This is a genomic window from Prevotella melaninogenica, assembly GCF_013267595.1.
Lineage (GTDB): Bacteria > Bacteroidota > Bacteroidia > Bacteroidales > Bacteroidaceae > Prevotella > Prevotella melaninogenica_D.
In genome coordinates, this window is sequence record NZ_CP054011.1 from 1,161,897 (window position 1) to 1,185,193 (window position 23,297).

The window sequence follows — 23,297 nt, forward strand, 5'->3', positions numbered from 1 at the left end:
ACTGTATGTTAAGGCTTACCATTGGTTAGAACTATCCACCTTCTCCAACATATCCCCTCCTTTGGAGGGGCTTGGGGAGGTATAGAACCACTTATCTTCTTGAAAAGAAAGTATTACATATCCATCCTTATTATCACACTTCTCGGCAGTATCGGACTGTTGAGCTGGGGACGCTCGGTATTTGGTTTTGCACCAATTGCAAAACTCGTCTATATGGTGGCACCACCAGATACGGTTAAGAAAGCGAAGCCTATTGAAGTGGAGATTGATGAGGAGACTATTCCTGACTCCTTGCTACACCCTCGTTGGAAGGTGCAGCGCACAACCCCGATTACATACGACGACCTCAAGGAGAACTCTACCGACCTTATCCGACCAGAGAATATGCGACAGACTGTGGAGTATAATGATTCGCTCGACCGCTATATCATTGGTTATAAAATTGGTAAGACTTACGTGATGGCGCCGATTATGATGACGCCAGAGGAATATCGGAAGTGGACAGAGAAGCGTAGCTTTGCTGATTATTACCGCTCAAAGAATCAAGAAATACTAAAGGAGAAAGGTAAGGATAAGTTTGACTTTACTGATATGCACTTCTCATTGGGGCCTGCTGAAAAGATATTCGGTCCTGGTGGTGTACGTATTAAGACACAGGGTTCGGCTGAGTTGAAGTTCGGCGCAAACATCAAGAACATTGATAACCCATCACTGCCTATCCGTAATCGTAAGACAACGGCAATGGACTTTGATGAGAAAATCAATGTCAACGTGAATGGTAAAGTGGGTGACAAGGTGAACATGAACCTTAACTACAACACTGATGCTACCTTCGACTTTGATACACAGAACTTTAAACTAAGATATGAAGGTAAGGAAGACGAGATTATCAAACTCGTTGAGGGCGGTAATGTTACCTTCCCTTCAAACAACTCTCTCGTACAGGGAGCATCTGCCCTCTTCGGTATTCGTACCGATATGCAGTTTGGTAAACTGAAGTTACAGACCGTATTATCACAGAAAAAGAGTTCTAACAAGAGCGTTAGTTCACGTGGTGGCAAACAGCTTACACCATTTGAGATTGATGCTGCTGACTATGAAGAGAATCATCACTTCTTCCTCTCACAATATTTCCGCGACAACTATGACGCGGCTATGAAGTCATTGCCTAACCTCAAGACAGGTGTGACGATCAATCGTGTGGAGGTGTGGGTGACGAATAAGACTGGAACAACCAGTAACACGCGAAACATTGTTGCACTTACCGACCTCGGTGAAAACAAGAAGATTAGCCGTACCGACCTATGGGAAACGGGTACTGGAACAGTCCCTACGAACAATGCCAATACAGAATACACCACTATTACACAGACCTACCCTGCTGCTCGTAACATAGACCAAGTGACGAGTATTCTTGATGGTGCAGGTCTTGTGGGTGGTAACGACTATGAAAAGTTAGCAAATGCCCGACTGCTCAATAGTTCTGAATACACGGTCAACAATACCTTGGGTTATATATCACTGAAAAGCGGTCTACAGACTGACCAAGTATTGGCAATTGCCTACGAATATACCTATGGTGGCGTTACCTATCAGGTGGGTGAGTTTGCCAGCGACCGTACCAATATCAACGAGGCTCTCTTCGTCAAGTCATTGAAGAACACCAGCAATAATCCTAAGCAAGGAAACTGGGACTTGATGATGAAAAACGTGTATTATCTCGCTTCTAACATTGAGCGCGATAAGTTCCGCCTTGACGTGAAGTATCAGAGTGATACGACAGGTGTCTATCTGTCATACATTCCAGAACCGCAAGTAAAGAACCAAACGCTCATCAAACTTCTCAATGCTGACCGATTGGATAACAATAACAATCCACATTCCAATGGTTATTTTGATTACGTTGAGGGATATACTATCAGCAACGGACGTGTGTTCTTCCCTATGGCTGAACCTTTCGGTAATGGACTTCGGAAAGCATTGACAGATAAGGGTGTTACTACAGCTATTGCAAATAAATACGTTTTCGAGCAACTCTATGATTCTACAAAGACTATCGCTAAGCAGATTGCCGAGAAGGATAAGTTCATACTCGTTGGCCAGTATCGTGGCTCAGCGGCAAATGTTATCTCCCTTGGAGCCTATAACGTTCCACAGGGTTCAGTAATAGTAACTGCGGGCGGTGTGACCTTGAATGAGGGTTCTGACTATAGCGTTGATTACAGTGCTGGTGAGGTGACAATCCTTAATCAGAGTATTATCGATGCAGGTACAGCAGTCAATGTATCATTAGAAAGCCAGAGTGCTTATCAACAGGAGCGTAAAACGATGATTGGTGTAAACTGGGAGTACGACTTCTCGAAGGACTTCCAGATTGGTGGTACCTTCATGCACCTCTCTGAACAACCGTTGACAACTAAGGTGAATATGGGTTCTGAACCTCTCAACAACACCATTTGGGGATTGAACATCAATTGGAAGAAAGAGAGTCAGTGGCTTACAAATATGCTCAACAGGATTCCATTCCTGCACGTAACCCAGCCTTCTTACATCACCTTCTCTGCTGAGTTTGCACAGTTATTGGCTGGCCAGAGCAAGGGAACACAGGACAACGCTTCTTATCTCGATGATTTTGAGGGATCGAAGACAACCATCGACGTAAGTCAGCCTACCTCTTGGATTATCTCCAGTGTACCATCAGACTTCCCTGAGTATTCAGATAAGACAAGCCTTCGCAGCGGCTTCAACCGAAGTCTTTTGGCATGGTACACTATCGACCCACTCTTCACTCGTCGTAGTAGTTCGCTGACTCCAGGACACATCAAGAGTGACCTCGAACAGCTCTCTAATCACTATGTACGCGAGATCCCAGTCAGCGAATTATTCCCAATTCGGGACCGAAACTACAGTGGTTCTACCTCAACATTGAATATTCTAAATCTCGCTTACTACCCTTCTGAGCGTGGACCTTATAACTTCAATCCAAATATTAACGTTAACGGACACCTCACGAATCCTACTGGAACATGGGGCGGTATGATGCGTAAGTTGGATACAAACGACTTCCAGACTGCTAACATCGAATATATAGAGTTCTGGATGCTCGACCCATTCATCTACTCCAACCGACTACCAAATGCAAACCAGTATGGTGGTGACTTCTATATCAACCTTGGAGAGGTGTCTGAAGACGTACTGAAAGATGGTAAGAAGTTCTATGAGAGTGGTATGCCTGTAGATGGCAGCCACTCATGGACAACCACGCAATGGGGTAAAATACCAACACAAAGTACGATTACTTACGCCTTCGCAACCTCAAAGGGTAGTCGTGCAAAGCAGGATGTCGGCTTTAATGGATTGACTGATGAGGAAGAACAACAGTTTGCTTCTTATCAGAACTTCCTTACAGCTGCTCGTGCTAATACTAATCAGGCTGTCTTCGACTCGATATGGGCAGACCCTGCCAATGATGACTACCACTACTTCCGTGGTTCTGATTGGGATGCTAAGCAGGCTTCTATCCTTGAACGATATAAGCGCATCAACAACCCACAGGGTAACTCACCAGACAATGACAACAACAACGAGCGTTACGATACCTCGTATAAAACAACGCCTGATGTAGAGGATATCAATCAGGACTATACGCTGAACGAATATGAGAAATACTACCAGTACCATATTAGTATTCGTCCACAAGACCTTGTCGTAGGTCAGAACTTCATTGTTGACAAGCGTGTAGCCTCAGCCTCACTGCGTAAGGGTGGTTCTGAACCTGTCACATGGTATCAGTTCCGTATTCCTTTAGAGGAGTTCCAAAAGCGTGTGGGTAATATCAGTGACTTTACCAGCATCCGCTTTATGCGTATGTTCCTCACTGGTTTTGCAAAGCCTATCGTACTCCGCTTTGGTACCTTCGACCTTGTAAGTGGTAAGTGGCGTCAGTATCAGCAGAACCTTACCAACTCTGCAAGTAATTCGGGTACAATGTCAGTGAGCGCTGTGAGCCTTGAAGAAAACAATGATAAGACTCCTGTAAACTATGTAATACCTCCAGGCATTGAACGTGGAAAGGATCCTAACCAGCCACAGTTGGTTGAGGAGAACGAACAGGCACTCTCTATGGTCGTTAATAATCTTGGAACAGGCGAGTCAAAGGCTGTCTATAAGAACACAACTCTCGACCTTCGTCAGTACAAGCGTCTGCAGATGTTCGTACATGCAAACGCTTTTGAACAGAATACAACTAACCTTACGGATAACCAGTTGGCAGTGTTCATCCGTCTGGGTTCTGATTACAAGAACAACTACTACGAGTATGAAATTCCTTTGAAGCTGTCAGCTCCAGGTCATTACGATACAAACACAGGGAAAGAGCGACGTATTGTATGGCCAGAGGAGAACATGCTCGACATACCTTTGAAGCTCCTCACCTCCGTAAAGAAGCAACGTAATCAAGCACGTGGAGCAGGTACAGCAAGCTATAACCGTGCTTTCTCTATATACGACACCGATCATCCTGCTAACAAAGTAACGGTGATGGGTAACCCAACCCTTGGTGAAGTAAAGACGATGATTATTGGTGTTCGCAACCTTTCCAGCAGTCAGAAGAGTGGAGAGGTGTGGGTGAATGAGCTACGTCTACGAGAGTTTAACAACGAAGGTGGATGGGCAGCAAGAGGTCAGCTCAACCTACAGTTGTCTGACTTCGGTACTGTGGATGTCAATGCCAGTCACAGCACTGACGGCTTCGGTGGTTTGGAACAGGGCGTTAACGAACGACAGCAGGAGTCTAAGACGGATGTTTCTGTTACCACAAGCCTTGAATTAGGAAAGTTCTTCCCAGACAAAGCAAAGGTATCAGCACCATTATATTACAGCGTAACCAAGAGCGAGAGTCGTCCTAAATACAACCCTCTCGACACGGATATGGAATTGAAGGATGCCCTTGATGGTACTGCTAACCGTCAAGAGCTTGATTCTATTGAGTCTATTGCCGTTACAAAACGACTGACAACGAACTTTTCTTTGTCGAATGTACGTGTTGGTATTCAGACGAAGAACCATCCTATGCCATACGACCCTGCCAACTTCTCATTCTCTTATAGCCACTCTCACTCTCACACATCGGGTGAGACAACGGTCTATGAGAATGAAGACAACTGGCGTGGAGCATTGAACTATAACTGGACCCCAGTATATAAGTCTTGGGAACCTTTCAAGCGTCTTATCAAGAGTAGGTCGAAATGGTTTGAAATCCTCAAACGCTTCGGACTGAACTGGCTACCACAGAACGTAACCTTCAACACTGAAATGGTGCGCAACTACTACGAGTTGCAGGAGCGTGATATGGAATCAACAGAGAACAGTCTGCTACCTCTTACCTTCAGCGAGCAGTTCCTTTGGAATCGTGACTTCGCTCTACGTTGGGACTTGACACGCAATCTCCACATGAACTTCCAAAGTGCGACACACGCTGAGATTGAAGAACCTTACACTCCTATTAATAAAGACCTCTATGCCGACCGTTATCAGGCATGGAAAGACTCGGTATGGACAAGCATTAAACACTTCGGTACTCCACTCGACTACCAACAGAACTTCACGCTTTCTTATCAGCTTCCACTCAATCTGCTACCTATCTTTGATTGGGTAAATGCTGATGCAAATTATACTGCATCTTACACTTGGGTGCGTGGAACGAGTCTTGATAATGGTACTTCGCTCGGTAATACCATCACAAGTAACCGTACTTTGAACATCAATAGTAGCTTCAACTTTGAACGACTCTATAATCATATTCCTTTCTTAAAGAAGACTAACGAACGCTTCAACCATACTCGCCCAACTCGTCCTAAGCTGACAGCAGAACAGAAGAAGGCGGAGAGAGAAAAGAAAGAAAAAGAAAGGAAGGAGAAAGATAAAGACCACGACAAGAAGAAAGCACTGCCAAAGAACCAGAGGAGCTTTGAAAAGGAAATCGTTATCAATGCCGATTCTGCTATCCTTGTTTCACATGGTAAGAACACAAAACGCCTTATCATCTCGGCTAAAGACGAAAGAGGAAAGGCTATCAAGATTAAGTATCGTAAGGTAGGTGATACGCAGTTGAAAGTTTTTAATCGTACAGACTCTGCTATCCGCATGAAGCTTACCGTAACGCCTAAAGAACCACTCGATAATAAGGGTTGGTATAAGACAGCACAATGTGTGGCACGTGCACTGATGATGGTACGTTCGGCAAGTATTTCTTATCGTGATCAATATGCAATGGCACTGCCTGGATTTATGCCAACGGTGGGTGATGCCTTTGGACAGACACGTGGAACAGGTGCCTTATCACCAGGTCTTGACTTTGCTTTCGGTCTTATTGATGATGATTATATCGGTAAGGCACGTGATAACAACTGGTTGCTTATGAACGATAGTGTGGCTACACCTGCTGTCACTAACCATACAGAAGACTTGCAGATTCGCATGACACTTGAACCATTCAAGGACTTCAAGGTTGACCTTACTGCCAGTCGTATGCAGACTACCTCACGAAGCATCCAATATATGTACACGGGTACGCCTACAACACAGAGCGGTTCACTTACCATGACAACCCTATCATTAGGTACTGCATTCGAAAGTCAGGGCAATGCCAACAACGGCTATCATAGTCCAACGTTTAATCGTTTCGTACAGTCACTTGATAGTTATCGCAATCGTGTCGAGGCACAATATAACAATGCAACCTACCCTGCTTCGTTTGGTGGCGGACACTTCACTCCTGCAGTAGGTTCTGTTAATAAATATAGTGCAGATGTTATGGTTCCTGCTTTCCTCAATGCCTACACCAGCATGAGTGGAAACGGACTCAACATCTTCCCTTCTCTGCGCAGTTTATTACCTAACTGGTCTATCCGTTACAGTGGTCTTTCACGTTTGCCATTCTTTGAACAGTTCTTCAAGAGTGTTAACATCAATCATGCTTACCGCAGTATTTTTGCTATCGGTTCGTATCAGAGCTATAGTACATGGCAGGAATACATGAACGGACTCGGTTTCATTACTGATGCAACTACGGGTAACCCTATCCCAAGTTCGATGTATAACATCTCACAAGTGAGTATCAACGAGGCTTTCTCACCTCTGTTAGGTGTTGATGTAACTCTTCAGAACAACCTCACTGCACGCTTGGAATATCGCCAGACACGTGTATTATCACTCTCGATGACCAGTGTACAGTTGAATGAAGCCTCATCAAAAGACTGGGTTATCGGTATTGGTTATAGAATCAACGACTTCAATCTTTTCAACAATGGTACACGACGTGTGGCTAAGAGTAAGAAGAAAAAGACATCAGACTCCTCACAGCAAGACAACAGCTCGTCTCGTCAGAACAACGGATTGAACCGTGACCTCAACCTACGCCTTGACATGAGCTATCGCCAACAGGCATCGCTCACACGTGACATTGCTTCGCTCACATCGGCAGCTTCAAGTGGTAATACTGCTTTCAAGTTCTCTTTCTTGAGCGACTATACCTTGAGCCGTTTGGTTACAGCCAGCCTCTACTACGACTTACAGATTAATACTCCACTCCTCTCGTCAGGCAGTTACCCTACAACCACCCACGACTTTGGTGTGAGCCTGAGACTTAGTCTGACAAGGTAAACTAAGAGATTACAATTTTACAATTTTGCAATCACGATTGCAAAATATAACTTGAATATTCGTTTTATTCCAAGAAACATGAAAAGGTGTACTATTTTCTCACTTTAAGCAATAGTCCGTTAAATATTATGCTGCATCAGCAGCGAAACTAAATATATCATTTATCCTTTCTTTATTTAATGGCGTGTTCGGGTTCTTCTCGAACACGTCAATAATTCGTTGTGCATAGTAGGCATTGACCATCTGCGCTTTAAGTCGACCGATGGACGTGCCAAGTTCCTTGCACATGATTTTGGTCACATTGAGTACTGTGAATGAAGAGTTGAAAGCAAATTCAAGTTTTCTCTTGTCGCGTGCCTGACAATCGGTAAGACCGAGGAATTGCTTTGCGTCGCGAAAGCAAAACTCCTCTTGGAAACGTGTGGTATAGTACTCCATCACATCGCGTCCACTCATGCTCTCATCCGTAGAGAAGTACAAACGGCGGACACCGTTGGGCAACTCGTGGATGACAATCGACACGACCCTATGCAAGGACTTGCACCACGCCTTGAGCGCATAGGCTTTGCCTTTGGTCTCTCCTAAATCAAGCTCATTGCCTTTGGATATGTCGATGTTCCTTACGTCAATCTTGTCACCTTTGATACGAGGACGGCCGGGCTTTCCCGTGGGTTCCCCATCCCATGTGTAGAACAAGGCTGCGTCATGACGCAAGCGGCTCACAACATGGAAGCCCATCTTCATTATCTTGTCGATGAAAGGTCTTTTGGAGAAGGCTGAGTCAGCGACAAGAACCTTGCAAATACGCTGTAAGGTTACCTTGTCGTCCTCCAACACCTTGGTATACCAGTCGTATAGACTCATCTCTTTTTTCTCCTCCCCTTTTTCCAATGTGGTCTGCACAGCCTTGAGCATCATACACTCATGCAAGTCCACGTCTATCACACCGATGCCGAGGATCTCAAGACCGTGCTTTACCGCACCTGCACAGCCCGACCAAAACGTACCCACGTATGGGGTATGCTTCCCAGCCTTCTTGATGAAGCTTGGATCAATAACGATGGCATTGAGCCCTTTACCCTGCTTGAAGGCGAAAGCACTCAGCCACATATTTATTTCGAGCCAGTTCACGCTGCGCTCTGCCGTCTGCCGATAGCATTGTTCGCCACGCTTTCCATAGCGTCCCATCTGCGTAAAATTACATTTCCTTGGGATGACCATCAAAAGAAAAAGCATTTCCATGACGTTTGTTTGAATACTTTTGTTTAACTTTGCTCCATCTTCAGCACTAAATGCTGCTTTGCAGAGCTTCATATATCGGCTAATCAAGTTGGTTATCAGCATAAACTTTATTGTCTTTTTACATCTATAAAGTTACTGAAATTCAATGAGATAGCCGATTTTATTATGTTATACTTTGTTATATTCTATTGCCTAATTATCTCTTTCTCAGAGACTTATCATGTTTTCTTTCTGCCACAATTCCTGTTGGCTTTTGGGTAAAAGCTTCGCAAACTGCGAAAATTTAACGGACTATTGTTTAAGTACACCTTGTAATTAATTAATTTGTTCTCTGTTTTTCTATATAGAACCATCCAAAGAATGTCATTCTAAGACCAATATAAAGCTATTTTATTGCAAACTCTCTAACGCTCCTCTCAGAATCATACCAATCTAAGATGAGTTTAAGAATCCTTGAGGTAGGACGTTCTGCAATTGGCGTATATTGATTTATATGCTTTGTAAATAGAACAAAGGTCCCTTCCAGTTGCGTATCTTTAAATTCTGGGGCTATGCGTCCTTCACACTCTCTTAAGCCAATAATACGACAAAGTTCTCCACATTCCATATCCAGAATATGCTCAAATTCATAACCCATCCATACCCATCCTTTCTCATCAAAGAGTTTCCCAAAATAAGCTTGTGACTCCTTATTCTTCACAACAAGCAATTTAGGTTTTACAACTTCCTCAATAATGTGCATCGTAAGATTTAATTGGTCAACAATGAATTTTATACCATCAGATGTCTTTAATATTTGGGTTTTCAAAATATTCTGCTCCCTCTCCTTAAAATAGAAAATATCAAGATAATCAGACTTATCTCTTAAATCTATATCTTCGTCAAAAAGCATCTTCTTTACTGGACTCCAATAATTATCATATTGTTGCCCATACCAGATTTCTTTTATTGGTCCATGAATAATCCCACTATCTTCATTATTGCGAAACGATGGATTAATTCCTGTTACTAAAATCTCACTTTGAACATTGTCTGCATAAGTATAACCTCTGCTAATAATCTCATTGGGAAGTGAAGCAATGTATTCCTCATTCCAAATCTCAGCTAATCTTTTTCCTATATCCATAATTGAAATTCTATAATAGCTTTCTTATTTTATTTATCGACACAAATTTAACATTTTTATTTTATCCTTAGATAAAAATTAAGAATAAATATATGATAAACATAAAACATTTATCTAACCAGCTGTATAAAAGCAAAGACTATAGAAATATATCCAACAAACAAGTTTATATATCTTACCAATAGAAACATTTGCAATTAATAAAAAACATTGCAAGTTCATCGAAATACAATCAAAATCACATTCCATCGAGTGAGGTTAAAGCTCAATGGAGAAACCGTTTCGATGTACCCAGCACTCTAAGTGATACTGGTGTATTTCTTTATATGACATAAATCTCTTTTGTTTTCTTTGTACTAAACCAGCTACCCTACATTTAACAACACTGTGTGTCATTACCATCCTTTTAGTGTTATGACTTCTGCACGTTAATAAAAAATAGAAAGTTCTTATCTTCTTATTGATGACTATGAGATTTGGAAATCGCGATTTCCAAATCTCACTTGGACACATATTTTCAAGGTTCTACGCATAGACGACGAGACTGCTATGCGATGGTATCTTGAAACAGCATCAAAGGAAATGTGGAGCGTCCGAACACTTGACAGACACAAACCTTCCTATTACAAAAATAATAAAGGAACCTCTTCTCCACTCTCTCCAGAAGGAAAGAATGGAGAAGAGATTTGTCTAAAATGTAATAACTTTTCCACTCCTCGTTTTTAATCAAGCACCTTCTGCATTCGAATTAACGTCCTTTTGGCTTGCAAAAGATGCCCTTTTGAGGTGTTACTAACGCCCTTTAAGAAGCCAATTAAGCACCTTTTCTTTTACGAGTTTGCAATCAACTGATAATCTGAACGTTAGAAAGAGGGAAACTAAAGCATTATTTTACAGTATCAATAGGAATTAAAGTTCCATTTGTGTAAAACATTTTCAAAAATCAAAATAGTATTTATCAAACTATAAAAGCATTATCTACCTACTTAAAAATAAAAACAGACTGCCGTGTCTTAAAGACAAAAGCAGTCTGTTGGGAAAGTATTTTAGAATTTGAAAACTATTAAAGAGGATACTCGTCAAAGGCGTAAAGCACTGTTGAGAGATAACGCTCACCTGTATCTGGCAGCAAGGTTACGATGGTCTTACCTGCATTCTCAGGACGCTTAGCAATCTCAGTAGCAGCAAAAGCTGCTGCACCAGATGAGATACCAACCAACAAACCTTCTTGTTGCGCCAACTGACGACCTGCAAGGATTGCTTGATCATTCTCTACTTGGAAAATCTCATCAACATACTTATTATTATAAGTATTTGGTACAAAGCCTGCACCAATTCCCTGAATCTTATGTGGTCCACTCTCGCCACCACTCAATACAGGAGATGAAGTTGGCTCAACAGCAATAACCTTCACATCAGGGTTCTGCTCCTTGAGGTAGCGACCGATACCACTCACCGTACCGCCAGTACCTACACCAGCTACAAACACATCAACCTTACCATCTGTATCGCGCCAAATCTCAGGGCCAGTAGTAAGATTGTGACGTTCTGGATTAGCCTGATTCTCAAACTGCTGAAGGATAATACTACCTGGAATAGAATCTCTCAACTCCTCAGCAGCCTTGATAGCACCCTTCATACCATCCTTTCCACTTGTCAACTTCACGGTAGCACCATAAGCCTTTACAAGGTTGCGACGCTCCACACTCATGGTTTCTGGCATCGTGAGAATAAGCTTATAACCCTTCACTGCAGACACCAAAGCCAAGCCAACGCCTGTATTTCCACTGGTTGGCTCAATGATTGTAGCTCCTGGCTTCAAGAGTCCCTTAGCCTCAGCATCCTCTATCATAGCCAATGCTATACGATCCTTCACACTACCACCAGGATTGAAATACTCAACCTTTGCAAGAACAGGAGTTTTGAGTCCTCTTTCTGCAGAGAATTTATTAAGTGCTAACAGTGGTGTATTACCGATAAGTTCTGTGAGTTTGTTTACTACCTTTGCCATATTCTTTGGGATTTAATTTCTTACTTAATGTTTACGGATGCAAAGGTACGGACATTTGCCAACATGTGAAATACTCTCTTTATGTTATTTAGCATACCACAAACGTGGTATTTACATTAAAATAAGGCTTTCTTATTGCCATTAAAGCAAAATTCCTTATATTTGCACTACGATTGTCACTATATCTACGAGTATGCAGAAATACGCAGATTACATAGAAGAGATTGAGATTGACTCGCTTTGGAGCGGGAAGAAACACATCCGTTGGACACTGGACCGACAGGTGAATATCCTAAGTGGTATCAATGGTGTCGGGAAGAGTACCATACTTAATAAGGTGGTACGCAGTCTGTCGCAAGGTGGTGAATTCCCCAGCCATTCACTGAAGGGTGTCCGACTAAAGGTAAGTCCTAATGATGCACGGTGGATACGTTATGATATTATCCGCTCGTTTGACCGTCCACTGATGAACTCGGATAGTATCAGCAAGATTAACGTCGATCTTGTTACAGAACTTGATTGGCAGCTTTTCCAACTTCAACGTAAGTATCTTGACTATCAAGTGAACATCGGTAACCGTATTATCGAGACCTTACAAAGTGGTGAGGCAGATGCTGCCGAGAAGGCGCAGCAGATTTCTCAACCTAAGAAACGTTTTCAAGATATCTTAGACGACCTCTTCACGGAGACGGGAAAGAAGATTATTCGCTCGGAGAATGAGATAAAGTTCTCATCACTCGGTGAGGAACTGGCTCCCTATCAGCTGTCAAGTGGCGAGAAGCAGATTTTGGTTATCCTGCTGACCGTATTGGTAGAAGACAATGAACATTACGTTCTCTTTATGGACGAGCCAGAAGTGAGTCTGCATATAGAGTGGCAGAAACGCTTAATCGACCTCATCTTAGAACTGAATCCGAATGTTCAGATTATCCTCACGACCCACAGTCCAGCTGTCATCATGAACGGATGGATTGACCGTGTAACAGAGGTTACGGACATAACCGATAAATGATTGTCTGAAGGAGGGAGCAATGGGAAAAAGACTGAGCGACAACCTGTCATCGGCTTATATTGATGCAGCGAACCGATTGAATGGTAAGCGGGCACGGAGAAAGATTATCGCATATGTGGAAGCGTATGACGATATCTTCTTTTGGCGCACTGTCTTAAGCGGTTTTGAGAACGAGGAGCGTTACTTTGAAGTAATGTTACCATCGCGATTGAACCTTACCAAGGGCAAACGGTCGGTATTGATGAACCTTGTTTCGCAGAATATTGGTGAGAACATGATTGCTTGCGTAGATGCTGATTATGACTATCTACTGCAAGGAACTACCCCACTATCCGATGAAGTAAACAACAATCCATACGTTTTCCATACGTATGCTTATGCCATTGAAAACCTACAATGCTATGCACCGAGCCTACATGATGTGACAGTAGCAGTAACGCTCAACGACCATTCTATCTTTAATTTCGAAGAGTTCCTGAAACTTTACAGCGAAAGTATACACCCACTCTTTGTCTGGAGCATATGGCATTATCGAAAAGGCTATCATCGAAAGTTTACTATCTCTGACTTTAATCGAGTTGTGGAACTTGGTAACTTCTCCCTAAAAGGGGCTGTTGAAAGCCTTCAACGGCTACGCCATAAAGTACAAATGCGTGTACGACAACTACAACGAGAACACCCGAACGCAAAAGAAAGCTATCTAAAACTAAAGGAAGAACTGCATGCCTTAGGCGTTACACCCTCAACCACCTATCTGTATATTCAAGGGCATCATCTCTTTGACAACATCATCGTACCAGTCTTGAAGCGGGTCTGCGACCGACTGGTCCGTGAGCGGGAAGACGAGATAAACCGTAATGCAGTACACGACACCCAACGGCGCAACGAGCTATCAAGCTATGGCCATAGTACGGAAGCGATTATCCCCATGCTCCGCCGTAATGTGGGCTATACTAATGCAGCTCCTTTCTTAAGACTTAAGGAAGACATCAGAAGGTTCCTAAATCCTCCTTCAGGGCACTCGATAGAATAATAAGACGTATGTCTATCCCCGCATGAATATTAAAGAAAGCAGAAGACTATTATCTGCTTAACTTTCATTATCTTTGCACTTAGAAATCTAAACAACAAAAATCATAAATGAAGAAGACTCTACTTTTGATCCTAACACTGCTGACAAGTTACGTCGGTATGGCACAAGAGACTTACCATCCAACGGCTGAGAATCTTAAAGCACGCGAACAGTTCCAAGACGAGAAGTTTGGAATTTTCCTACATTGGGGACTCTACTCAATGATGGGTACTACCGAATGGATTATGACCAACAGGGATATCAACTATAAAGAATATCCTAAATTGGCAAAGACGTTCTATCCTTCAGAGTTCGATGCGGATGCTTGGGTGAAAGCTATCAAGGCTGCTGGTGCAAAGTATATCACTATTACGACACGCCACCACGATGGATTCTCACTCTTTAAGACTGCTACCAGCTCGTATAATTCCGTTGATGGTACTCCTTTCAAACGTGACATCATTAGAGAAATAGCTGATGCCTGCAAACGACACGACATAAAGCTGCATCTTTATTATTCACACCTCGACTGGGGACGTGAGGACTATCCTGTGGGTAGAACGGGAACAGGAACGGGTCGACCCAAAGAGAAGGCTAACTGGGCAAGCTATTACAAGTTCATGAACACACAGCTGACAGAATTGCTCACAAACTATGGAAAGGTGGGTGCAATCTGGTTTGATGGTTGGTGGGATCATGACAGTGATGCCAAGCCTTTCGACTGGCAGTTAGAAGAGCAGTATGCTTTGATTCATAAGCTACAGCCACAATGTCTCATTGGTAACAACCATCACCAGACTCCTTTCGCTGGTGAGGATATTCAGATCTTTGAGCGTGACCTACCGGGTGAGAACAAGGCTGGACTGTCTGGACAGAGCATCAGCCGTCTACCATTGGAGTCATGCCAGACTATCAACGAGCATTGGGGGTACAACATCACCGATACTCTCTACAAATCACCAAAGGAACTGATTCAGATGCTTGTTCGTGCTGCAGGAAAGAATGCTAACCTCCTACTCAACATCGGTCCAGAGCCAGGTGGTGCTCTCCCTGCTCTTGCCCTCGACCGCCTTCAGGCTATCGGTGAATGGCTGAACAAATATGGTGAAACCATCTATGGCACTCGTGGCGGCATCGTTACTCCACACGAATGGGGAGTAAGTACACAGCGTGGTAACAAACTCTACATCCACATCCTAAACTGTATGGACTCCAGCCTCTTCATCCCTACTGGCAACCACAAAATCAAGTCCGCCACCGTCTTTGGCACCAACAAGCGTGTCAACTTCACAAAGACAGGCAACGGCATCACCCTCAACTTCGACACCGTCCCCACTGACATTGATTATATCGTTGAGTTGACGTTGTAAGATAGGCTTTCATAAGCTAACATCTTTAAAAAACAACCTGCAGTAACCGTTTGGTTACTGTGGGTTTTCTTTATATGTATGAATAGCTTTCTTCCTCAAAAGTATTTGCTATTGATTATCAATAACTTATATTTACACGATACAAATAAGATTCCTCAATTTAAGTAATATCGATTAGAAACCATCTTAAATGTTACTTCTTAACTTTTTATTTCATCATTTTCTTATAATGCGTTTCATATCCTTCTATTTCAAATAATAGCCTAAATGCTTCTAGAAAATTATCATAATTAAATTCCTTAAAGTCATATATATTCTGTCCAAGAGAATGAGATTCTCTATTTATATATCGATTAAAAGCTTGAAATCTAATATCTTTTAATTTTTCTGAATTGAATGTATTATTTAGATCTCTCTTCTCAACGAAATTAAAAAAATACTCAATAATATTTCTCATGCAATTTGCAATAAGAGCAGGTGCAGAATCTCTATTCTTGATGATAGACCAATATGCCTGATAGTCACTTTGAATTTCTTCGTAGCTCATCGATTTTATATGGCTTCCTTGACGATCTTTATATAACCTTATTAAAGTTTGGGAAGCATGTCTCTTCTCTCTATTCATTTCCGTCATTTCATAGAAGAAGTAAAAGCTATGTGTTAATATAAACACCTGTTCGCAACGGGTTCTAATATCTAATCCCCCATCATTGTTCCTTTGAAAAGTTGGATAAAATCTTTCTTTAATAAGTCTTCCTACATTAAAGACATGGATATGAGAAAGACTAGAAACAGGATCATCTATTACAATAATCCGTTTTTTTATAGCGTCATTAGCTAATTTACGACCTTTACATTGTTCGGTAAAATAAAGAAAGCTTATTATCATTTTTTCTCCTTCACTTAGGGATTTAAAAATCTCCTCTTCTGTTTGATCTCCTCTCGTTATGCGATATAATCCTTCTTCTTCGTGTTTGATAATCTTAAAATCGGTAATTCCTAAGTCTAGCAAAAGAGCATTTATATTCTCTATTGCTTCATCAATATTGATTACATTTTTCTGCTCAGAAGTAATTATTCCCTTTTGCTCCTGTATTTGAGTAGTATATTCTTTATACTCATGTTCGATTTCATTAATCGCTTGTTTATGAGAATTCAAAGTGGTGGTGTACAAAGAAACAGTCTGATCATATTTGAATCTTTGTATCTCCCAGAAAGTATCCTTGATATGGTCTATCTCTTGTTGCTTATTCTGTAATTTTGTATTATATTCTTCTATAATCTTATTTGCATTAGATATGATCTCATTTAGCCTGTCTAATAGTTCTTGATGAGATTCAATTACAACTTTTGTTCCAGGAGATTTACATTTTTCTTCCATCCTCAAAAGGTTATTTCTAATCACATTCATAAATTTATTAAATGCAATTTCATAGTCTTTCTTAAAACGATTGAGGATAGAAATGTTATCAAAAGTATCAATCTTCTGAGTGTTTTCAACCTCTTCCTTATACTTATCTTTTAAATCTGTTAGATTTTGTAATATGTCATTGTATGTTTTATCAAAGTAACCTTTTAGGTCTTCTATAATCTTACTTGTTATTCCTTGTTGGCAAAAGGGGCATTGATTTGTATTTAAATTTAAATATGATAATCCATCTTTCACCCAATCTGCATTAGCTAAGTTATCAATTAACTCAGATACTTTGCTTCCCTTATTTCCTGTAATAACTTCTCCAAATATTGTATATTTCTCTATTGGTTCACCATTGAAAACCATTAAAGGAATTCTTGGAATTTCTACAGCATCTTGTTTATTTAAATTGTTTACTTCATTCTTTAGTTCTTCAATGGTCTTTGTCGGTTCTATCGTAGGCTTTTTCATATTCAATAGATGATTAAATAGATTCTCTTTGCTACTTTGGACCCCTTGAAGACAATATTGTAGAACTCTATCTCCTCCAGAATATTGTCTTTTGATTTCCCAGATTTTATTTTGAAACCCTTCTACTTTTTTGTTCCATTGTTCGTCTTCTTTTTTTCTTTTCTCTTCAGCTTCCTTTTGCTGTTTATATAGTTGTTCTAAAAATTTATTTGCAGAATCAATCTTAGTTTTAGCCTCTTTATTTTCTTTGGATAAGGTAAAGATACCTTTAATATTGTTCTCAGTGTAAAAGGTTTCTTCAATAAATTGCTTATTGTATACAAGAATTTCCTCTATCTGCATATCTAAATTAGGATTTATAGAGCAATCACTAAAATTAGAACATTCTGGAAACGAATGTAAATAGGAAGCAATAGTACTTTTACCAGTTCCATTTAGACCGTATATAAGAACTACATTCTTATTGTTTGTGTCCAATATAGTTTCGCCTTTATAGCATGATTTTTCTTTCTTTAATTTTATACTTTTTATCATAATGGGAATATCAATATTTATAATCTAAAATAGTTTTACATACTTGATAAAGAATTTTTACTCCAAAAAGTTTGTATGTTTCTAGTAATATGAAAGGATAATCATTGATATAGAATTTAATCATTTTGTTCGTAACAATATGAATAATCTATACATTTCATAAACATTTCTCGGTCATCAATCTTAGCGGTTAATGCGGGCTTTACTAATGCCTTGATGTGTGTATTGTCTGACACGCTCTCACGCATAGCTGCCAAATAGTCGTTTTTGTTTATTTGGCTCCAATCTACACATCGTTTGAGAGAACGTTTCAGCATGAGGTCTAGCCAAATGCGAGTGCTGCGACCATTACCCTCCATAAAAGGATGGGCTACGTTGCATAAATTCGGCTGCACTCGACCATTTGTGAACGAGTTCACATGGTGCTCATTGGCACGAATTTTCATTTCCACATATTTGTCCATAATCTCATCAAAAGTTGTTTCTGGCATTCGTTCTATTGTTTGCAGCGTTGCAGGGAAGTGCATATAATTAGCGAAAGTAAAACCTCCTTTGGATATATTCTTAGTTCGGATTTGTCCAGCAAAGTCATACAGTCCTCCAAAGAGATAAGCGTGTATTTGTTGCAGACACTTTACACTTCTCGGTTCTGCCGTTTGCAAGATGCCACTTTCAAAAAGCTGATAAGCCTTTTTCTTGCTCTGTCCGTCAATAGTGTTATCACTATAGAGGAACCAGTCAAGAAAGCTTGTTGCCTTGGTATTGTTGATATGCTTTGCCAAAAGGGTTACACCCTCTGCATCAAACGTATCTGTCTTATAAGACTTCCCGTCAGAGGCTTTTAGCTTCAGTTGGTTAGTAGCACTAACCAACTGACTGTTTTCTTTTCTTAGTTTGGTTTTGAGATACTTCCAATAGTTCCTCGTCTTTTGGTAATCATCTTGCTCGTTAATCGCAGCAATGATGTCCAGTACAGAGAACCACCACTTACTGTGTTCCTCGTCCCATACCGCCCTCACTTCACGGTCGTTGAAGAAGCGGATTGATTTCTTATATTGTTCTTTATCTTCTGCCATAAATGCTCATGTTTTATCAGAACAAAGCAATTTTTCAACATCATTAATAATGCTAGTATTTATTTCTTGTGGTGAGAAACTTACCTTGTGAGTATTGGGATCAAATATCAAATGAATGGAATCACTATTTGGTAAACAATTTGCAGAGATTGCAAATTTTCTTATAAGGTCAGCTTTTTCCTTAAAGCTGATAACAAGAATATCAAAATCTTTTTCGTTATACTGTACACGACGATTATAATTACCATCATGTAGCTGTAATTCTATTTCTTTTATTTTAAGTGAATAGCGTTTCATAAATAAATTGGATTTTAGTTGTTTAGTTCTTTGCTTTTAATCTCCCAATAGCCATTGCGCTTACCATTTTTGCGTTCAATAATGCCACGTTTTGACAAACGCGTTGTCATACGTTTTACGGTTCGCTCAGACTTACCTATATGCACAGCAATTTCCTTTTGCGTTGCTTGTGGTTTCTCCTTGACAAACTTTATAAGTGCTACTTCTTCCAAAGTGCAATCCAAAGTGTCATTATGGCTCTTTGGAACTTCCAAACTGGCACTTTGAACCAAATGCTTTGGTGCTTCTATATGTAGAAGTCTGTTCTTTAGTTCATTCTGCTCACCTAATATCAAATTGCGAAAGAATGCTTCAAGGTATTGCGTTGTAGCAAAGATGCCTTTAGGCATATTGTTATAGTTGGCTCGAACCAGTGCGTTACGAAAATACCACGAATAGTTAGCAAAGGTTTCGTTGCTGATGTCGAAACCAAATGTACGCAGATACTTAATGGTAAAAACAGCCGTTGTACGGGTATTGCCCTCCCCGAACGGATGAATTTGCCAAAGGTCAGAAACAAATTGTGAGATATGGCTCACAGCTTCTGCTATATCATGATGCTTATAATCGTATTCTTTTTCACGGGCAAAGTCGTAATCCAGTGTTTCACGGATACTATCAGCACCAGCATATAGTACTGTTTCTCCATTCAACACCCATTCCTTTTTCGTAATGTTATAATCTCTTATCTTTCCTGCATGCTCATAGATGCCTTCAAACAAACGACGATGAATTGAAATATATTCCAATGGCGAGAACGTAAAGCTCTGTTCAGATAGCAATTCTGTAATACGAGCCGAAACTTTATCAGCCTCTTCCGTTCTATTCCCGCCCCCCTTACGAGCAGACTTTGACTCATAATAGCTATTGACGAGCTGCTTCACCTCCTCAATCGTGATGTCACCCTCAATATGCTGGCGAGCAGTTTCACGCAAATAATCTGAAGTCTTCAAGCCATCAACAGCCTGCAAACCAATAGCCGTTTGCCACGCATAACCTTTTTCACGTTTATGCGGCTCGCTCTGTCGGATATACTCTTCAAAGTCGGTTATCATACTCTTTATGAATTAAAATCGAATTGATTTCTTACTGTGCTCTTTATGTTCTTCCATAAAACAGGTTCTTAGTCACTACGCCTATTAGATAGTGTCTTACAAAGGTAGCAAAAAAATCTATATAAAGAATAATGACGAGGCTTTTTTATAAAGAATACTTTTCTTGCAGAATGTCAATAAAGCTAACATAGTTTTGTTTTTAGTTGCTGTCACTTTTAACACTTCACGCAACAAACAGATTATAAACTACTTATAACGCATCAAGGAGTGACAGCAGTGACAGCAACTTTGAAAGTTTATTCGGAGGGCAACTAACGATTTAAGATGGAAGAGGCAGACTAACCAAGACTGCTACATACTGCCACCAAATACTCTGTGCCATGCGAAGAATGTTTACTGTGGAGGTTCGGGATGTTTGCAAGAACACGACCGAAATGGGAGAGGCTTGTCAGGTGTAGCTGACTGCCGTATCGCTGGCGGAGAAGACTGAAGATAGAGGCAGCTGTCATATAGGCACCCTTCGTCAAGTCCTTAGGAATGGAAAAGCACTCGAAGAAGAGAGCCTCGGCAGGGGTGCGCTGTTGATACTGCACGTTGTTTGCCATAATCTCTTGGGTGTCAGCCTCATCAAACCAGTAACGTCTACCAGCATCAAGTTCGGCAACTGCCTGCGCATAGAGCTGCTCATAGTCTATGTGATCGGGCAAGCGGATAGGACCAGTCAGTGTGACTGCTATAAAACGACGGCAGCCACTGGGATCGCTAAAGACATCCGAAACGTTTGCCGTAGCAATGAAAGAGGCAACACGTGGTAACGTAAGCTGCTGCTGACGATAAGGCTGACGGAGTTTGATGCTTACAAGCTGCATGACATTCTTCAAAAAACCGTCTTGCGTCTTAGCCGACAGGGCATTAAACTCATCAATATTTATCAGCAGTGACTGGCTCATTGCCCGCAGCGTATTCTGTTTCTCACTCATGATAAGATTATCGTTATATCCCCACTGCAACGCCTCAGGCAGAAGGCGTTTGCAGAAGGTTGACTTCCGATAACCCTGTCGGGAGATGAGCAGCGGAGCCACACTGTTACCGTGCGAGACGTCCAACCCCATCCATTGTGCCACCATTGCCAGAAACCACGTGTGGAACCATTCTGCCCACCGTGCATTATCATTAGGAACACAGTCTGCCAGCGCCTCAATATGATTCTTTCCATCCCATCGTCCTTGCAGTCCTTTGAGAAAATCGTCCACAGGATTAAAAGCCTTGACAAAGCCCGACTCCGTATATCGTCGGATGTCTTTGTCCCACGCATCAATCCCATCAAGACGCGCCTTGATAGCGATTGTGTTGCGCATCCGTTCATCCGCAGGCATAAAAGATTCATCACTCCCAGCCTTTCGGATTTCCGTACACCCTAAGGCGGTGTTATATCTCATTTCATACTTCCGCTCAAGATAGTTGAGCAAACGACGAGTAATATCATTTTTAAGTCTTTCAGACTGTCGGTTACGCTGATTTTCAGCTTTAATATTCTTAAGATTCTTGTATTGCATGTCGTAAAAGTTCTAAAGTTTACAAGTTGACGAGTTAACAAGTTGCTTGCGAGAAAGGAGAAAGAGTGTAAAGGTTAAGCCGTAGTTCTCACACAGAGTGCACAGAGAAACGGAGGACAATATCAGTACAGAGAAACCTAAAGGTTTAAGGAGTAAACAGAGACATAGAAAAACATATATCTCTTTCATCTGACCTTATGTCATTATGGCTGTCATTAAGTCTACCACAGAATAAGTTAAACTCTTACTTTGTCTTTTCCCTCTGACCTTATGTCATTATGTCTACTGGAACACAGAATAAGTTAACATGTTACTATGTCTTTTATTATCCTGTCCACCAGCACCACACGTGCGGAGCATCAGCACATGATGTGCGGAGCGTTAGCACCACAGAAACAAGATCTCAATAACAAATCATTAACTCCACTTCGTAACGCAAAGATTACCTTCTCTTTCTCATATAAAACGTACTAATGTCTTAACTCCTACCACTCCCTTTCACTCCTTTACTCCTTCCCGAAAGCACTACTATTATTTCCAGCACGTCTGGTAGTTATCATAAACACGTGGGGCAGCATAGCCATAACGCTGGAAGAGTTCGTCAACCCATTGCTGTTCGCCCTCACTCAGTTTATTAATTCCTCGATGATAACGATAATAAACAAAGCGACTTCCGAAATGACTCTCCATAGTACTACGCAGAGAGCGGTAGTCACTGTGCTTCACATCATCGAAAAGGTGCGAGAATCCCCACGCCAGTCGTTCTGTTTCCATAGCGTGAAACGCCTTACAGCTATTGCCAGAACGAGTAGAGGGAAGAACCGTCAATGCCGAATGTTGGCTAATAGAGAGTGTCTTAGCCGCATAATAACGTAGGCACTGCTCCTTGAGAATACAATCGTGCATAAAGCACACTGCCCAGTCTTTGGGCATGTTAGAAAAATCTGTACACATAAATAGAATGATTTAAGAAAAATAAATTCAAAAAGGAAGATGCGGTTAGTTTGTAGGAAATCATGCTTAACGTGTCGTTGATCTTCCTTATTTCTGCTTGCAAAGATACAACACAGAGATACCCCTTGTCAAGTTTTTCACGGATTATTTTTATTTTGCTGTCATTCCTGTCAGCCTTTCACCTATTATAATACACTGACAAACAAGCATCTACAGCAAATGTTAAAAATGACAGCAAACGATTTTCAAACTTTGTGTAGTAGATAAAACAATGCTACGGATATACTGCTCTCCTTATATATCCGTAAATGCTCAGTCAATTAAAGAAATAAAGAGTAATAAGATTAACCATTTTCCTGTCGTCAGGAAAATGGTATAAAAGGGGAGATTAGAAGGATTTTTCTGA

General features: G+C 41.1%; 14 protein-coding genes. 5 read left to right on the plus strand and 9 right to left on the minus strand.

The features are described from left to right. Positions 1–99 precede the first annotated feature (99 nt). On the plus strand, positions 100–7,662 hold the full coding sequence (gene sov / locus FIU21_RS10090; RefSeq protein WP_036886588.1) for a T9SS outer membrane translocon Sov/SprA: 7,563 nt from the start codon (positions 100–102) through the stop codon (positions 7,660–7,662). A 126-nt stretch (positions 7,663–7,788) separates the two neighbouring features. Here the strand turns inward: sov and FIU21_RS10095 are convergent, their stop codons facing one another. Together FIU21_RS10095 and FIU21_RS10100 are read right to left on the minus strand one after the other, a co-directional pair. Further along, positions 7,789–8,976: a transposase gene (locus FIU21_RS10095; RefSeq protein WP_254361444.1), complete on the minus strand. Its 1,188-nt coding sequence runs from the start codon at positions 8,974–8,976 to the stop codon at positions 7,789–7,791. A gap of 313 nt (positions 8,977–9,289) precedes the next feature. Beyond that, entirely contained in the window at positions 9,290–10,030 is a 741-nt protein-coding gene (locus FIU21_RS10100; RefSeq protein WP_004360737.1) for a hypothetical protein, read from the minus strand. 474 nt (positions 10,031–10,504) lie between these two features. Here FIU21_RS10100 and FIU21_RS10105 point away from each other — a divergent pair, with 474 nt between their 5' ends. After that, positions 10,505–10,756, plus strand: a complete 252-nt coding sequence (locus FIU21_RS10105) for a DUF1016 N-terminal domain-containing protein (RefSeq protein ID WP_302051688.1) — start codon at positions 10,505–10,507, stop codon at positions 10,754–10,756. Positions 10,757–11,093: 337 nt separating this feature from the next. Here the strand turns inward: FIU21_RS10105 and cysK are convergent, their stop codons facing one another. Beyond that, positions 11,094–12,041 carry a cysteine synthase A gene (cysK, locus tag FIU21_RS10110; protein WP_004360736.1) on the minus strand — a complete coding sequence of 316 codons (948 nt, stop codon included), beginning with the start codon at positions 12,039–12,041 and terminating at the stop codon, positions 11,094–11,096. Between the two features lie 193 nt (positions 12,042–12,234). On the opposite strand from cysK, the gene FIU21_RS10115 reads away from it, so the two are divergent. The 3 genes from FIU21_RS10115 (at position 12,235) to FIU21_RS10125 (ending at position 15,495) form a co-directional block, all read left to right on the plus strand. Further along, complete coding sequence (locus FIU21_RS10115) at positions 12,235–13,053, plus strand: AAA family ATPase (protein ID WP_004360735.1); 819 nt, start codon at positions 12,235–12,237, stop codon at positions 13,051–13,053. Between the two features lie 19 nt (positions 13,054–13,072). Then, the gene (locus FIU21_RS10120) at positions 13,073–14,086 is read left to right on the plus strand and encodes a DUF4435 domain-containing protein (protein ID WP_004360734.1); all 1,014 of its coding nucleotides are present in this window, start codon (positions 13,073–13,075) and stop codon (positions 14,084–14,086) included. Positions 14,087–14,193: 107 nt separating this feature from the next. Next, on the plus strand, positions 14,194–15,495 hold the full coding sequence (locus tag FIU21_RS10125) for an alpha-L-fucosidase (protein WP_004360733.1): 1,302 nt from the start codon (positions 14,194–14,196) through the stop codon (positions 15,493–15,495). A gap of 208 nt (positions 15,496–15,703) precedes the next feature. On the opposite strand, the gene FIU21_RS10130 is transcribed toward FIU21_RS10125, so the two are convergent. From FIU21_RS10130 to FIU21_RS10155, 6 genes are all read right to left on the minus strand, one after another. Beyond that, complete coding sequence (locus FIU21_RS10130) at positions 15,704–17,914, minus strand: AAA family ATPase (protein ID WP_036886561.1); 2,211 nt, start codon at positions 17,912–17,914, stop codon at positions 15,704–15,706. 116 nt (positions 17,915–18,030) lie between these two features. Next, the gene (locus tag FIU21_RS10135; protein ID WP_036886560.1) at positions 18,031–18,990 is read right to left on the minus strand and encodes a Fic/DOC family protein; all 960 of its coding nucleotides are present in this window, start codon (positions 18,988–18,990) and stop codon (positions 18,031–18,033) included. 6 nt (positions 18,991–18,996) lie between these two features. Continuing rightward, positions 18,997–19,287, minus strand: coding sequence for a hypothetical protein (locus FIU21_RS10140; protein WP_004360730.1), 291 nt, complete (start codon positions 19,285–19,287; stop codon positions 18,997–18,999). A 14-nt stretch (positions 19,288–19,301) separates the two neighbouring features. Next, positions 19,302–20,381, minus strand: coding sequence for a Fic family protein (locus FIU21_RS10145; RefSeq protein WP_004360729.1), 1,080 nt, complete (start codon positions 20,379–20,381; stop codon positions 19,302–19,304). Positions 20,382–20,719: 338 nt separating this feature from the next. Then, positions 20,720–21,937 carry a VapE domain-containing protein gene (locus tag FIU21_RS10150; RefSeq protein ID WP_004360728.1) on the minus strand — a complete coding sequence of 406 codons (1,218 nt, stop codon included), beginning with the start codon at positions 21,935–21,937 and terminating at the stop codon, positions 20,720–20,722. 531 nt (positions 21,938–22,468) lie between these two features. After that, the gene (locus tag FIU21_RS10155) at positions 22,469–22,891 is read right to left on the minus strand and encodes a DUF6078 family protein (protein ID WP_004360727.1); all 423 of its coding nucleotides are present in this window, start codon (positions 22,889–22,891) and stop codon (positions 22,469–22,471) included. Positions 22,892–23,297 lie beyond the last annotated feature (406 nt).

What these genes read in the sequence shown, in the direction of transcription:
- FIU21_RS10095 (WP_254361444.1), bottom strand. Translation starts at nt 8,976, where the DNA reads ATGAAGCTCTGCAAAGCAGCATTTAGTGCTGAAGATGGAGCAAAGTTA.
- FIU21_RS10100 (WP_004360737.1), bottom strand. Translation starts at nt 10,030, where the DNA reads ATGGATATAGGAAAAAGATTAGCTGAGATTTGGAATGAGGAATACATT.
- cysK (WP_004360736.1), bottom strand. Translation starts at nt 12,041, where the DNA reads ATGGCAAAGGTAGTAAACAAACTCACAGAACTTATCGGTAATACACCA.
- FIU21_RS10115 (WP_004360735.1), top strand. Translation starts at nt 12,235, where the DNA reads ATGCAGAAATACGCAGATTACATAGAAGAGATTGAGATTGACTCGCTT.
- FIU21_RS10120 (WP_004360734.1), top strand. Translation starts at nt 13,073, where the DNA reads ATGGGAAAAAGACTGAGCGACAACCTGTCATCGGCTTATATTGATGCA.
- FIU21_RS10125 (WP_004360733.1), top strand. Translation starts at nt 14,194, where the DNA reads ATGAAGAAGACTCTACTTTTGATCCTAACACTGCTGACAAGTTACGTC.
- FIU21_RS10130 (WP_036886561.1), bottom strand. Translation starts at nt 17,914, where the DNA reads ATGATAAAAAGTATAAAATTAAAGAAAGAAAAATCATGCTATAAAGGC.
- FIU21_RS10135 (WP_036886560.1), bottom strand. Translation starts at nt 18,990, where the DNA reads ATGGCAGAAGATAAAGAACAATATAAGAAATCAATCCGCTTCTTCAAC.
- FIU21_RS10140 (WP_004360730.1), bottom strand. Translation starts at nt 19,287, where the DNA reads ATGAAACGCTATTCACTTAAAATAAAAGAAATAGAATTACAGCTACAT.
- FIU21_RS10145 (WP_004360729.1), bottom strand. Translation starts at nt 20,381, where the DNA reads ATGATAACCGACTTTGAAGAGTATATCCGACAGAGCGAGCCGCATAAA.
- FIU21_RS10150 (WP_004360728.1), bottom strand. Translation starts at nt 21,937, where the DNA reads ATGCAATACAAGAATCTTAAGAATATTAAAGCTGAAAATCAGCGTAAC.
- FIU21_RS10155 (WP_004360727.1), bottom strand. Translation starts at nt 22,891, where the DNA reads ATGTGTACAGATTTTTCTAACATGCCCAAAGACTGGGCAGTGTGCTTT.